Annotated in this window: 13 protein-coding genes and 1 tRNA gene; 8 read left to right on the top strand and 6 right to left on the bottom strand. The window is 55.6% G+C overall.

Features of this window, described 5'->3' with window-relative positions; all coding sequences use genetic code 11:
• Positions 1-4: 4 nt before the first annotated feature.
• Positions 5-817, top strand: coding sequence for a sulfite exporter TauE/SafE family protein (locus tag ACLPGZ_RS12085; RefSeq protein ID WP_009456212.1), 813 nt, complete (start codon positions 5-7; stop codon positions 815-817).
• On the opposite strand, the gene ACLPGZ_RS12090 is transcribed toward ACLPGZ_RS12085, so the two are convergent.
• Positions 804-1,898 carry an alpha/beta hydrolase gene (locus ACLPGZ_RS12090; protein WP_429641402.1) on the bottom strand — a complete coding sequence of 365 codons (1,095 nt, stop codon included), beginning with the start codon at positions 1,896-1,898 and terminating at the stop codon, positions 804-806. The genes ACLPGZ_RS12085 and ACLPGZ_RS12090 overlap by 14 nt on opposite strands.
• An 83-nt stretch (positions 1,899-1,981) precedes the next feature.
• Between ACLPGZ_RS12090 and ACLPGZ_RS12095 the strand changes: the two genes are divergently transcribed.
• Entirely contained in the window at positions 1,982-2,827 is an 846-nt protein-coding gene (locus ACLPGZ_RS12095) for a helix-turn-helix domain-containing protein (RefSeq protein WP_429641404.1), read from the top strand.
• A gap of 59 nt (positions 2,828-2,886) precedes the next feature.
• Here ACLPGZ_RS12095 and ACLPGZ_RS12100 read toward each other — a convergent pair whose 3' ends face one another.
• Positions 2,887-3,498, bottom strand: a complete 612-nt coding sequence (locus ACLPGZ_RS12100) for a glutathione S-transferase family protein (RefSeq protein WP_009456225.1) — start codon at positions 3,496-3,498, stop codon at positions 2,887-2,889.
• A gap of 235 nt (positions 3,499-3,733) precedes the next feature.
• Between ACLPGZ_RS12100 and purB the strand changes: the two genes are divergently transcribed.
• The gene (gene purB / locus ACLPGZ_RS12105) at positions 3,734-5,110 is read left to right on the top strand and encodes an adenylosuccinate lyase (protein WP_009456227.1); all 1,377 of its coding nucleotides are present in this window, start codon (positions 3,734-3,736) and stop codon (positions 5,108-5,110) included.
• A gap of 98 nt (positions 5,111-5,208) precedes the next feature.
• Positions 5,209-5,661 carry a c-type cytochrome gene (locus tag ACLPGZ_RS12110; protein ID WP_083053307.1) on the top strand — a complete coding sequence of 151 codons (453 nt, stop codon included), beginning with the start codon at positions 5,209-5,211 and terminating at the stop codon, positions 5,659-5,661.
• 119 nt (positions 5,662-5,780) lie between these two features.
• Here the strand turns inward: ACLPGZ_RS12110 and ACLPGZ_RS12115 are convergent, their stop codons facing one another.
• Together ACLPGZ_RS12115 and glnK are read right to left on the bottom strand one after the other, a co-directional pair.
• Complete coding sequence (locus ACLPGZ_RS12115) at positions 5,781-7,022, bottom strand: ammonium transporter (RefSeq protein WP_083053308.1); 1,242 nt, start codon at positions 7,020-7,022, stop codon at positions 5,781-5,783.
• Between the two features lie 14 nt (positions 7,023-7,036).
• Complete coding sequence (glnK, locus tag ACLPGZ_RS12120; protein WP_009456229.1) at positions 7,037-7,375, bottom strand: P-II family nitrogen regulator; 339 nt, start codon at positions 7,373-7,375, stop codon at positions 7,037-7,039.
• A gap of 1,464 nt (positions 7,376-8,839) precedes the next feature.
• Between glnK and ACLPGZ_RS12125 the strand changes: the two genes are divergently transcribed.
• From ACLPGZ_RS12125 to ACLPGZ_RS12140, 4 genes are all read left to right on the top strand, one after another.
• Positions 8,840-9,316: a MarR family winged helix-turn-helix transcriptional regulator gene (locus ACLPGZ_RS12125; RefSeq protein WP_009456231.1), complete on the top strand. Its 477-nt coding sequence runs from the start codon at positions 8,840-8,842 to the stop codon at positions 9,314-9,316.
• 88 nt (positions 9,317-9,404) lie between these two features.
• Positions 9,405-10,283, top strand: a complete 879-nt coding sequence (locus ACLPGZ_RS12130; protein WP_060186895.1) for a TauD/TfdA dioxygenase family protein — start codon at positions 9,405-9,407, stop codon at positions 10,281-10,283.
• Positions 10,284-10,318: 35 nt separating this feature from the next.
• Positions 10,319-11,623 (top strand): MFS transporter, encoded by a 1,305-nt coding sequence (locus ACLPGZ_RS12135; RefSeq protein WP_060186894.1) that lies wholly within the window; start codon positions 10,319-10,321, stop codon positions 11,621-11,623.
• A 71-nt stretch (positions 11,624-11,694) separates the two neighbouring features.
• On the top strand, positions 11,695-12,354 hold the full coding sequence (locus ACLPGZ_RS12140; RefSeq protein WP_060186893.1) for a CatA-like O-acetyltransferase: 660 nt from the start codon (positions 11,695-11,697) through the stop codon (positions 12,352-12,354).
• Between the two features lie 153 nt (positions 12,355-12,507).
• Here the strand turns inward: ACLPGZ_RS12140 and ACLPGZ_RS12145 are convergent.
• A tRNA-Lys gene (locus ACLPGZ_RS12145) sits at positions 12,508-12,583 on the bottom strand.
• Between the two features lie 75 nt (positions 12,584-12,658).
• Positions 12,659-13,510, bottom strand: a complete 852-nt coding sequence (gene ypfJ, locus ACLPGZ_RS12150) for a KPN_02809 family neutral zinc metallopeptidase (protein ID WP_060186892.1) — start codon at positions 13,508-13,510, stop codon at positions 12,659-12,661.
• Between the last annotated feature and the right edge of the window lie 188 nt (positions 13,511-13,698).

Here is a 13,698-nt window from a genome sequence, read left to right on the forward strand (position 1 = left end):
GGGCATGGATCCCATTCTTGTCATCAGTTTGCTGGTGCTGGGTGCCGGTATTGGTTTGGCCGCCGGGCTGCTGGGGATTGGCGGAGGCATGATTCTGGTGCCGTTCCTGACCTTCCTGCTACCGCTGTTTGGTGTGCCGCAAGAGCTGGCCGTGCATGCTTCCATTGCCACGGCCATGGCCACGATTCTGTTCACCTCCTTGTCCAGCGTGAGGGCGCACCATAAACATGGTGCCATTCGCTGGGATGTGGTCAAGGTCATGGTGCCCGGCCTGATCCTGGGCGGGCTGCTGTCGGGCGGCGCGATTTTTGCCATGATCAACAGCACGGCGCTGGCGATTGTGTTCGGTGTGTTCGTCCTGTATTCGGCCTCCAAAATGGCACGTAAGTCGGCCCCGGTGCAAGGCCGATCTTTGCCTGCCCCATTCTGGATTGCTGCCATGGGAGCCTTGATCGGTTTCGTGTCCGGTCTGCTGGGGGCGGGTGGGGCCTTCTTGTCTGTCCCCTTCATGCTGCGCGGCAATGTGCCTGTGCGGCAGGCCGTCGCTACCTCGGCCGCCTTGGGCTTTTTCATTGCTCTGGCCAATAGCGTGGGTTATATCTGGTCCGGGCAGGCCACCTTTGGCAGCCACCCCGGCATGATTGGTTTTATCTACTGGCCGGCCTTGTTGATTGTTTCGGCCACCAGTATTTGTACCGCCCCCCTGGGGGCCAGTCTGGCCCACAAGATTGATCAGGTGACGCTCAAGCGCATCTTTGCTGGCATGTTGACTGTGCTGGCGATCTACATGATTACGCAGGCCATCACACAGGCTTGATGTTTTCTGGCTGGACTTTGCCATACGCACAGTCCAGCCCATTCAGTTCGGTTTCTTCTGCCGGCTCAAAAACTCCCCCAGCTGTCCATTGAATTGCTGTCTGCAGCGCAGTCATTGCCTGCTCGCTTTGCGGTAGTGTGCTGCCGTAAGCATGAAATTCGTGCGTCATATCCGGCCAGACATCCAGCCGTATATTGGCCCCCTGCTTGTGCGCCTCTCGGGCAAAATCCCGGATCATGTCGACCAGAATTTCCTTGCCGCCTGCCTGAATGTAGATGGGGGCCAGATGGCGCAGATCCTGTGCAATGGGCGAGAGCCGATCATCACTCCAGGGGCCGTTGCCCTTTAGCCATTGACCGTATTGCAGCGTTTGATAGCCCTGCACCATATCGTAGCGATCATGACCAAACTGGCTGGCGCCGCGTCGTCCTATATCCGTCCAGGGGCTTAGTGCCAAGGCCAGAGAAGGTTGGGGCAGTCCCGCTTGACGCAGGCCGACCAAGCTCATCAGCACCAGGTGTCCGCCTGCCGAGTCGCCTGCCAGGACAATATCCTGGGCGGGGATTCCACGTCCAAGCAGATAGCGGTAGGCGTCTAGCGCATCTTCCTGTTGGGCCGGGTGAGGGTGCTCCGGGGTCAGGCGGTAGTCCACGGCGAAGATGGGTATTTGCAGCTTGTAGGCCAGCAGACGAATGAAGTGGCGCGACACGATTGGGTAGAAAGCATAGCCGCCGCCATGAAAGTACAAGATGGTTTTGCTGCTGTTCGGGCGATCTGGAATGAACCAGTCACCCCGTGGTTCTGGGGACGTGCTGGCCTGCATCTGGACGGGCAAGTCCGGTTCGGCAATCGTGTACAAGCTGTCGAAATAGGCGCGGCCTTCAGCTATGGTTGGCAAGCGGAAGGCGTGGTTGAACTGCTTGCGATAGAACAGGGTGGCGATTTCAAAAGGCACGGACCAGCCGGGCACTAGCGGTTTGGCGATGATACGTCGAGCCAGTACGTCTATGGTGGTGGCCCAGAGGGCGAGGGCGCTTCGGCAACGATGAGACCAGGATCCTTGCAAGATAGTTTTGGGCATAAAAGGGCGGGGCTGAAGTAGGATAAAAGGACTTTCAGTGTGGCCCGGCTTGCCTGGGCCGGATAGAACGGAAACGACCTCCCATGTCTGCTTTGCCTTGTGCCCGTTTGCATCACCCCAGCCGAAAAACGGCGTCCATTATCCATCTGGGTGTGGAGCGTGATACCCGTGCTCTGGATCTGCTGCCGCAGCAACGTCTGAACTGTTATCCGGCTTCGCCCCTGGTGGTGTTGTCCTGGGTTTTCCATGGCCAGCTGCACATGGTGCAGACGCCCGTGGATGGAGGGAGTCCGGTACTGTCAGAGCCCCTGCCCGGCATGCTGTTTGCCGGGCCTTCGCGCACACCTTCCATTAGCTGGTCTCCGGGGCCTGTCCATGCGATTTCGATTGGACTGTACCCGGATGCCTTGAAACGTGTGTTTGGTATCGAGGCCAGCGACTTTCTGGATCAGGTACTGCCCATGGATCAGGTCTTGCCCGCTGCCAGCTGTCAGACACTTGGGCAAGCTGGCACAGAAGAAGGCCCTTTATTCGAACAACTGGAGGCGGCAATTCGTCGTTGTGCTCATGGCTGTCTGGCGACAGAAGGTGCTGCCACCTTGCATCATTGGCTGACGGCATTGGGGATAAGGATGGCTGCAACACGCACGGGAACGGGCTTGCGTCAGATGCAAAGGCAATTCAAGCGTTGGGCCGGGCAGAGCCAGCGTGAGCTGCAGCTGTATGTGCGTGCCGAGCGTGCTTTTGCCTTGGTGCAGCAGCAGGAAAATCCTGTCTGGTCTGATGTGGCGTTGCAAGCCGGGTATAGCGACCAGTCTCATTTTGGCAGAGAGGTCAAACGGGTTTCGGGCTTTTCACCGGCTCAGTTCGCCCAGCGCATGAAGTCTGATGAGGCCTTCTGGATGTACCGATTGCTGGGCGAGGCCTGAACCAGCAGACATAAAAAAACCCATTCAAAAGAATGGGCCCTGGCTTGCTGGCGCAACGCTCACTGCGTAGGCGGTAAGGTGCTGGCAAACGAGGGGCGCGCTTGGAGTTTTTCATCCAGGCGTTGCAGATTGCCGTACTGCGAGCGCCAGTCCAGTTCAGGAAAGCGCAGATCCAGATAACCCAGTGCGCAGCCTACGGCAATGTCGGCCAGGCTAAAGCTGGTGCCCATGCAAAAGGACTGGTCACCCAAGGTGTTGTTCATGGATTGCAGGGCGGCGGTAATCTTGCTGTTTTGGCGGTCAATCCAGGCGGGTAGACGCAGCTCTTGGGGACGGCGTTTTTCCACCACGATGGCAACGCAGGCATCAAGCAAGCCATCGGCAATGGCTTCCCAGCATTTGACTGCAGCGCGATCACGTCCGGCTTGGGGAATCAGGCGGCCGACGGGCGAGAGGGTATCCAGATACTCGACGATCACGCGGGAGTCAAACAGATTTGCCTGATCATCCATAATCAGACAGGGGACTTTGCCCAGTGGATTGTGCTTCAGAATATCGCTGTCATCGGCCCACACATCCTCCAGAATCAGCTCGTAGTCGAGCTTTTTTTCCGCCATGACAACACGCACTTTGCGCGCGTATGGGCTGGTGAGGGAAGCTAGAAGTTTCATAAAAAGCTATCAAAAGTTGCAGGCTCAAAAAGTATAGCAGGAACCTATGGGCGAACGCCCCGCAGGCCGGGCCTGAACCTGTCGCTGGAAACAATGTTGGAAAACTGTGGTTTATTCGTCAAAGCCTCGAACAGCCGTCGCATTCTGACCCCATGCTGAACGCGTGGCATACGGGTGCCAGCCTGCAATGTTAGAATGCGGGCTGACTTTATTCCCCCTTCTTTTCTGTAGAACGATGCACATAGCCGATACCCTGAGCACTCTGAATGCCTTGTCGCCATTGGACGGGCGTTATGGCAGCCGTACCGCCCCCTTGCGTGGCCTGTTGTCCGAAGCCGCATTTATGTGGCATCGCGTAGAGGTCGAAGTGGCCTGGTTGATCGGCCTGTCCGACGCGGGTCTGCCCGAATTGCCTACTTTCTCCGCCGAAGCCCGCGAGGTACTCAAGAGCCTGGTGCAGAACTTCTCGGAAGACGATGCCGCCCGCATCAAAGCCATCGAGCGCACTACGAACCACGACGTGAAAGCCGTGGAATACTGGTTGAAAGAAAAAGTGGCCGACCACGCCGAGCTGTCCGCTGCGGCTGAATTCATCCATTTTTCCTGCACCTCTGAAGACATCAACAACACCTCGCATGCGCTGATGCTGACGCGTGCCCGTGAGCAGGTGATCCTGCCGCAACTGCAAGAAGTGTGTGATGCCATCAAGGCTCAGGCCCGCTTGCACGCCGAGCAGCCTTTGCTCTCGCGCACCCACGGTCAGCCAGCCAGCCCCAGCACCATGGGCAAGGAATTTGCCAACGTGGCCGCTCGCCTGCAAAACGCCATTGCGGCCATTGCTGCGGTCCAGCCTCTGGCCAAAATGAATGGTGCCACCGGCAACTACAACGCTCACTTCTCGGCTTACCCCGAAATTGATTGGCCTGCATTCAGCCAGAAAGTGCTGGCTGGTCTGGGTCTGACGCAGAACGTCTACACCATTCAGATCGAACCCCACGACTGGATGGCCGCTCTGTTTGACGCCATCGCTCGCGCCAACACCATCTTGCTGGACTTCAACCGTGACGTCTGGGGCTACATCTCCCTGGGTTACTTCAAGCAGCGCCTCAAAGAAGGCGAGATCGGTTCGTCCACCATGCCGCACAAGGTCAACCCGATTGACTTTGAGAACTCGGAAGGCAACCTGGGCCTGGCCAACGCCATGCTGCGCCACCTGTCCGAAAAGCTGCCTATCTCCCGTTGGCAGCGTGACCTGACCGACTCGACCGTGCTGCGTAACCTGGGCGTGGCTCTGGGTTACAGCGTGGTGGCTTACGACGCCTGCCTGCGTGGTCTGGGCAAACTGGAACTGAACGCCGCGGCTGTCGATGCGGACATCGACGCATGCTGGGAAATCCTGGCCGAGCCGGTTCAAACGGTGATGCGCCGCTACGGTTTGCCCCAGCCTTACGAGCAACTCAAAGCCCTGACACGTGGTCGTGGTATTACTCAGGAAGCGTTGCGCGAGTTTATTGGCGGTCTGGAACTGCCCGCCGACGCTAAAACCTATTTGCTTGAGCTAACTCCACGCAGCTATCTGGGCGTGGCAGTAAAGTTGGCCCAGGCGATCTAAATCCAAACGGCTGTGTTCTTGCACAAGGGCACAGCCGGCCGGGTTTCTTGAGCCAGTGCTTTATGAAGTGTTTTATGTTTCATCACACAGGAGTTCACATGAAAAAATTCGCGTTTCTGACTGCCGCTGCCGCCTTGTGCGCTGCGTTTGTCACGCCTGCTACCGCCCAGTTTGCCAAGCCAGAACAGGCCGTGAACTACCGTCAAGCCAGCATGTCGCTGATTGGCTCGCACTTTGGTCGTATGGCTCCCGTGGCCAAAAAAGAAGCACCGTATGATGCGGCTGCAATCGCTAAAAACGTAGAAGTGCTGACGGTTTTGGCGGCTTTGCCTTGGGGCGCATTTGGCGCTGGTACCGAAGGCGGCGAGACCAAAGCTGAGGCCTGGAGCGATGCTCAGGGTTTCAAGCAAGCTACTGATGATTTCACCGCTGCCATCGACAAGCTGAAAGTGGCTTCCGATTCGGGCGATTTTGATGCCTTCCGCGTGGCTTTCGGTAATGTGGGCAAGTCCTGTAAGACTTGTCACGACGCTTACCGTAAAGAAAAATAAGCAACAGGTTTGCTTATAAAAAAAGCCCTCGAAAGAGGGCTTTTTCTTTTAGGCCTGTGCCTGTGTTTGAAGGGAGCAGTTTGCCTGCAGGCAAGATTGGCAAGAATCATGATGGGATCTCAGTGTTGATAACCCGTTTCACCGTGGGTACGGATATCCAGACCTTCGCGCTCGTGGTCAGCATCGACACGTAAACCGCCGCAGACTAGCTTGGCAATGGTGAAGGCAATCCAGGCAGCCACACCGGACCAGACCAGCGTAACCAGCACGCCTTCGAGCTGAATCCACAACTGCATCCAGATACTGTTACCAGCGGCAGTACCAGGACCACCCAGAACAGGTGCGTTGAACAGACCTGTGAGCAAAGCGCCCACAATCCCGCCCAAACCGTGAATGCCAAAAACGTCCAGCGTATCGTCGGCGCGTAACCAGCGCTTCAGAACATTCACACCCCACAAGCAAGCCAGGGAGGTAATCAGGCCAATGGCCAGTGCGCCGGAAGGAGCCACAAAACCGGCTGCCGGGGTAATGCCGACCAAACCTGCGATCGCACCCGAGCAGGCACCCAGCAAGGAAGGATGACCTTTGCTGATCCATTCACCCAAAGTCCAGGCCACAACGCCGATGGCGGCTGCCAGCATGGTGTTGAAGAAGGCCAGCGTGGCATTTTCATTGGCCGACAAAGCCGAGCCTGCGTTGAAACCGAACCAGCCTACCCACAGCAGAGCAGCACCAATAAAGGTCAGGGGCAGGTTATGAGGTGGCATGGCTTCACGACGGTAGTTCAGTCTGGGGCCAATCATCCAGGCACCGACCAGACCGGCAATACCGGCGTTGATATGCACCACAGTGCCACCGGCAAAGTCCAGCGCGCCACGGGAGTTGAGCAAGCCGCCGTTCTGTTCATCGGCAAACCAGACCATATGGCAAATGGGCAGATAGGCCAAAGTGAACCAGATCACGGTAAAGACCAGGATGGCGGACAGGCGGGTACGTTCTGCCAGACTACCGACAACCAGAGCGCAAGTCAGACCGGCAAAGGTGGCCTGAAAAGACGCAAACAGCAGTTCAGGCAAGGTGCCCGACATGGAGAACTGTTGGTCAGCAGCGGTGAACATGCCGTTGAACAAGACCTTGTCGAAACTGCCAATCAAGGGATTGCCAGCGGTAAAGGCCAGTGAGTAGCCATAGATAAACCACAGCACCACCCCCAGACTGAACACCAGCAAGGTCTGGGACAACATGGACAAGGCATTTTTTTGACGCACCATCCCCGAGTAAAACAGGGCCAGGCCCGGCGCGGCCATCATCAGTACCAGAAGCGTGGAGACCAGCATCCACGATAGATCAGCGTTGTTCATGATGGAGTCTCCGATTACAGGGCTTGCTCATCGCATTCGCCGGTGCGGATGCGGATGACATGGTCCAGCGGCTGGACAAAGATCTTGCCGTCACCAATACGTCCGGTGCGGGCACTGCTTTGAATGGCCTCCAGAACGCTTTGCAACTGCTCGTCGGGAATAGCCAGTTCAATGCGGATCTTGGGCAGGAAGTCGACTGCATATTCCGCACCGCGGTAAAGCTCGGTGTGGCCTTTCTGGCGACCAAATCCCTTGACCTCGGTAAGCGTCATCCCCTGTATGCCCAGATCGGAAAGGGCCTCGCGTATCTCGTCAACCTTGAAGGGTTTGACGATGGCGGTAATCAATTTCATAGGTGTTCCTGAAGTAAACACAGGCAAGCTGGCCTTGCGGATGCAATGGAACACCGAGAGGGGTAGGAGACGGTTGAGAGGGGGCCGACCGGGATGGGTAATCCTGGTGGATGGCTTGAGTGCAACCGGGCAACGCCGGTTTGAGCGACTCTCCGGCTGTCAGCAGGGTGTGCGACAGCGCGAACGCAAGTGGTAGGCAAGCGGACCTGTGTTGTAGGTTGAAGAGCAACACAATTCCGGCAAGGCGAGTAAGCTAGCTAGGCACGTGACCCCGGTCTTGCCTAGTCGGTGGGCAGCGAGATAACAGCAGCGCTCTGTGACGCCTGTCTCCGCTCATCTCACCACCGCAGGAACAACGACTATGGAAAAATAATATATGTTGCGGCGCAACAAGTGCGCATTTTTTTTTAATAGTCTTAACTTTGCAACATTCGGTTCAGAAAAATGACCGGCTGCAGAGTGGGCAAAACAGACCTGTTCGTGCTGGAATTGCCGTGTCTGAATGGCAGGGCGCCAGGAGGATCGACAGGGCAGCCCGCGTGTCAGCGCTGCCCGTGTATCGATAGAGCTAGTTCTGCGACTAGCAAGGATCAAGAGAGCAGCTCAGGACCTTTGTGCTTTCTGGTTTTTTTGCTGTCTGTGCTCTGAGTGGGGAAAGTAAGCGGTACATGCCGCCGGTTAAATGCCTGCAGACCGCCTTGCCATAATTTGAATCCCAGGCAGGCGTCCCATTTGTCGCGTTGGTATAGCCAATGGGTGTGACAAACAGTGCAGTGATACAGACTCTCGGTGCTTTGTTCGTCAGTGTCATCTACTCGTCTGATGGGTTTGAGGTAAGGATGTCGTTGAGCGTTGGGTTGCGATAGTGGAAGGGTTTGGCACATGATGCACATGGTGCCTCGATCTAGCTGGGCCATACAATGCTCCTCAAATAATTTTGTGGTTGATGTAATAGCGTTTGCAAACTGGCTTTCCAATTAGCGTAGGGTGATGGTTTGTAATAAATATCACCACGGTTCACTGTACTGCAGAAAATGTGACAGCCGTTTCAGGCCGCATCTCAATGTAATGACATGCGACCTGCGTATGGCGAGCAAGTGTTCAAATTCCTGCAAATACCAGCGTCAAAAGCTCTGGCCTTTGACTATTTTTTGGATGGCGGCTCATTGCCAGGAATCTTTTTAGGGTCCGGCTCGGGGTTGGGCGTTTTGCCGGGAGGAGTGGTGTCGGGCGCTTTGGTGGGATCAATAGCAATTGGCATGAGCATCTCCTGACTGAAGTGATCTTCCAGCGTATCGGATTTAGGGCGCAGCTAAAGTAAACAACTATGACTGCAGGGCAGGCCGCTCTTGTTTTTTCTTGTTGCATCGAAAAGAAGCTGGGTAGCCAATCGGCGAAGCCATTGCCTGGCGATGCTATGATCAAACTCCTTACAGAAAGCGGACTAGCGCCTTGGGAAGCGAGTTGGAAAAAACCACCCTGGACCTGGAGAATTTTCTCCCTTATCAAGTCACGATATTGGCCTCGCATATTGCGGTGACCTTTGCGCGTCAGCATGCACAGCAATTTGGTTTGTCCATTCCAGAGTGGCGCATCATTGCGACCCTGGGACGCTATGGCACCCTGACCTCGGGCAGTTTGACCGAGCGCACCAGCATGGACAAGGCCAAGGTCAGCCGTGCCGTTTCTCGCCTGACAGCCGCTCAGTTAATTGCTCGTCGCGATAATGAAAACGATATGCGCAGCAATCTGCTGTGTCTGACCGAGCAGGGTCAGCAAGTGCACGATCGCATTGTGCCCATCGCTCTGGGTCTGGAGCAGGAGCTGACGTCCGTGCTTAGCCAGGAAGAGCTCAGCTCCTTTAAAGAGATGATGACGCGCCTGGAGAACCGTATGGTCCAGCGCTTTGGCAGCGATTTCAGCGGCGACGCACATATTTGAAGTCTCAAGGGTAATCACCGAGTTGTGCTGGATATTTCTCACGCTAATATTGTTTCGTTTGAAACGAAACAATATTCAGGAGAGGATCATGACGCAGGTCGTAGACAGCCCAATCGCAGCCAGCCGCTTGGAAACCACAATCATGTCGCCCGCTATCGGTGTCGAGGTAGCGGGTGTCGATTTGACTCAGGCCCTGGAGGATATGCAGGTACAGGAGCTGCGCGCCTTGTTGTTGAAGCATCAATTGCTGGTGTTTCGCGACCAGCCTTTGAATGCGGCACAGCATGTTGCATTTGCCCGTTGCTTTGGTGAGCTGGAAGTGCATCCGGTTTTTCCACACGATCCGGACTATCCCGAGCTGGTGCTGCTGGGGGGCAATAACACGCAGCCGGGGCGTGAGAATATCTACCATAGCGATGTCAGCTGGCGGGCCGAACCTTCCATGGGTTCCATTCTGCGTTGCATTGAATGTCCACCCGCCGGGGGCGATACGATCTGGTGCAATATGGCACTGGCCTATGAGAACTTGCCGCCTCACATCAAAGATATTTTGCACGAGCTGGAAGCCGTACACGATTTATTGCCCGGTTTCATAGACCGTATCCCCGAGGAAGACAGAGCTGCGTTGCGAGATCGTTTTCCAGCGCAAACACACCCTGTGGTGCGCACTCATCCAGAAACTGGCCAGCGGATTTTGTATGTCAGCAGCTGGACTACCCATCTGGCCAATTACATCGAAACCGGCTTTTTCCGTGGCATGCCCGAGCTGCAAAGCGGCGCTCATTTCCTGCTGCAGTATTTGGTGGATCAGGCCCGTCACCCGGAGTATCAGGTGCGCTTGAAATGGCAGCCTCACACCATTGCGTTTTGGGACAACCGGGCCACTCAGCATTATGCCGTTCAGGACTATTTTCCTTTGCCCCGCAAAATGGCCCGAGCCACCATTATTGGTGACCGTCCTTATTGATCGTATCGCTGTACTTTTGACAAGTTGGGGGAGACATGGAAAACCAGAAAAAGTATTTCCCAGGACAGCGCTACGTCGTGGTGTTCTTGTTGTTTTTGTTCATGGTGATCAACTTTGCCGATAAGGCGATATTTGGTCTGGTCGCTGTGCCGTTGATGGAGGAGCTGGCCATCGGGCCACAGCAGTTTGGCACCATTGCAGGCAGCTTTTTCTTCCTGTTTGCGATCTCGGGCATTGTGGTGGGCTTTGTGTCCAATACGGTGTCCTCGCGTTTGCTGCTGGTGGGGCTGGTCATTATCTGGTCTGTAGCGCAGGTTCCGATCGCTATGGGAGCCAGCACGATTGTGGCCTTGATGGCTTGTCGCATTTTGCTGGGCGTGGGGGAAGGCCCTGCCTACCCCCTGGCCTTGCATGCTTGCTACAAGTGGTTCCCGGATCAGGAGCGTACTTGGCCTACGGCCATCGTGATGCAGGGTGGGCAAGTGGGCATGCTGTTGGCCGGCCCCCTGGTGGGGTATTTGACCATCAGCCACGGCTGGCGCTCGGTGTTTTGGGTGACAGCGGCAGCGGGGCTGATGTGGCTGGTGGTATGGGCCTTGTTGGGCAAGGATGGTCCCATCAGTGCGAATCCGGTGCCCGCCGTTGGCAAGAGCAAGCCGCAGTCTCGCTGTTCGTACCGTGATGTGATTTTGAATCGTAGTTTCATCGGCAACCTGCTGATGTACTGGGTAGCGTACTGGTGTGCTGCGCTGGTCTTTACCTGGTTGCCTGCTTATTTGCAGCGTGGTTTGAACTTCTCGTCGGGCACGGCTGGATGGCTATTTTCCCTGTGTATTTTTGTGGCAATCCCGATTGTGTCGGGCGGCTCTTACCTGTCCAACCGCTTCTTGCGCCAAGGGTATTCGTCCCGAGTGGCACGCAGTCTGGTCACGGTCGGTTTCTTGTTGGCAGGGGCCTTGTGCCTGCTGGCGGCCGCTTACTTGAAGCTGGGTCCGACTGCGGGGATTGTGCTGATCGCCTTGGGCTTGAGTTTTCCCCAGGTCGGTTTTGTGCTCTGTTCGGCAATCTCAGCGCAAATCAGCCCGATTGAAAAGCGGGGTTCCACACTGGCCATCACCAATTCATTGTCCACAACAGCGGGCCTGGTTGCGCCCATTGTGATGGGAAGGCTGATTCAGGCCGAGCCCGGTCTTGCCGGTTTTCACCAGGGCTTTGCCTTGACGGCCGTGCTTTTACTAATGGGAGCCGTGTTGGGTTTCATCTTGGTGGATCCTTCCCGCACGCTGTCGCAGATTCAGGCAAAGGCAGGAGGTCCTGTGAGCGGTCCGGCCTCTGTTTAAGGCAAGGTTTTGAAGAACACAGAGTGGCACTGCTTACTGTGTTTTTCTATACACTTGCCTGGATGGACAGTATGGAGATTCAGGAAAAGATGATGGCAAGCTACCAGAAGTTCGATCTTGAGAGTTGGGGGCGGCGTGAGCATTTTGAAGTCTTTAAAACGTATGCTCAAAATGCGTTCAGCATTACGGTTGAAATTGAAATTACCGGGTTTCTGAAGTGGGTGAAGGCCAGGCGCTGCAAGTTTTACCCGGCAATGATCCATGAGGTAGCTGCCGTCCTTAATCGCTATCCCGAGTTTCGTATGGCCATGAAGGACGATGAGCTGATTGTCTACGATCGACTCAACCCCAGCTACACCATCCCGCACGTGCAGCAAGAAAGTTTTTCATCTATTTGGAGTGCGTACCACGAGAAGAAAGAGGACTTTCTGGCCGAGTATGAGCGGGATCTGGAAAAGTACGGCGAGGACACTCGTTACTTTCCACGATCCGATACGCCTGAAAACGTATTCTATATTTCCGCCTTGCCGTGGGTTTCCTTCACCAGCTTCAGTATGCAGTTCGCGAGCCTGCATAATTTGTTTACCCCTATTGTCACGCTAGGCAAATACTTTGAACGGGACGGCAAGGTTTATATTCCCGTGGCCATTCAGTTGCATCATGCTGTGTGTGACGGGTTTCATGCGGGCCGCTTCATGACCGAATTACAGAAGGGGTGCCACGACTATTGACCGTGTGCAGTATTGTCACCCAAGCCCTGCCATTCAAAAATTGGCAGGGCCATTGAGCTTCTCAGGGATAGTGTTCAGACGCAAAAAAGCCCGCTGAAGTAGCGGGCTGATTTACGGTGTTACGGCATGGTGTACCGTAAGCAGCAGGACATGTGGTGGGTCGTGACAGACTCGAACTGTCGACCAATGGATTAAGAGTCCAGTGCTCTACCAACTGAGCTAACGACCCCCGTTTCCTGCGAAGAAAAAGATTATAGAACGGAAATTATCTAGCGCAAGACGAGGTTACATAATTTTACGTTTATCAGGAGACCGGGTCAGGACGGGTGAAGGTGTCGCACATTTTCAGCTGTCCGGTTTTATAGCCTTCCATGAACCAGGCCATGCGTTGTTGCGAGCTGCCGTGGGTAAAGGAATCGGGGACCACATAGCCTTGCGATTGCTTTTGCAAGGTGTCATCGCCTACGGCTTGAGCGGCATCCAGGGCCGAGCGAATATCGCCTGGTTCCAGAATCTGGCGTTGCGCGTCAGCGTGGTTTGCCCAAATACCGGCATAGCAATCAGCCTGAAGCTCCAGGCGTACGGAGGCTTGACGAGCCTGGGAGGCGGAGCCGCTGCGACGGGCCTCATCGACACGACGCATCATGCCTAACTGGTTCTGAACGTGGTGGCCCACTTCATGCGCAATCACATAGGCAGGGGCAAAGTCGCCCTTGACGCCCATCTTTTGCTCCATCTCGGTGAAAAAGCCCAAGTCTATATAAAGCTTTTGATCGGCAGGGCAGTAAAACGGCCCCATAGCAGATTGACCCGCCCCGCAGGCGGTCGGGGTAGCGCCCCGGTACAGCACCAGCACGGGATCGCGGTAGCTGCCATTGGTTTGCTTGGCAAAAACATCACGCCAGACATCCTCGGTTTCGCCCAGGATCTTGGCAATGGTTTGGCCCTGTGCATCCGAGGCTGCAACGGGTTGAGACTGAGGGGCGCTGGTAGGGCCGTCGGCCAGGTTCAGCACCACACTGGGATCCACCCCAAAGTACATGGCCACCAGGGCCAGCACGATTGTCCCCAAGCCGATCTTGCCGCCGCTCAATCGTGGCCCATTGGCACGGCGGTCCTCGACATTACGGCTGGAGCGAGACTTATCCAGACGCATCACGCTCTCCTTGAATTGGAAAACGTCAATGTACTCTGATTTCCGTGGATAGAGCAGGGGCATTTTCGATTCTTGTCATCGGAAAACGGGTAGGGGGCGTTAATTACCCCACCATGACAAGTCATTGAATTGCTTGGCTTAATGTGACTTGTCCAAAGGCTATCCCCGAGCTTGCCCACTGAAAATGT

The organism is Alcaligenes sp. Me129 (assembly GCF_050487245.1).
GTDB lineage: Bacteria > Pseudomonadota > Gammaproteobacteria > Burkholderiales > Burkholderiaceae_B > Alcaligenes > Alcaligenes phenolicus.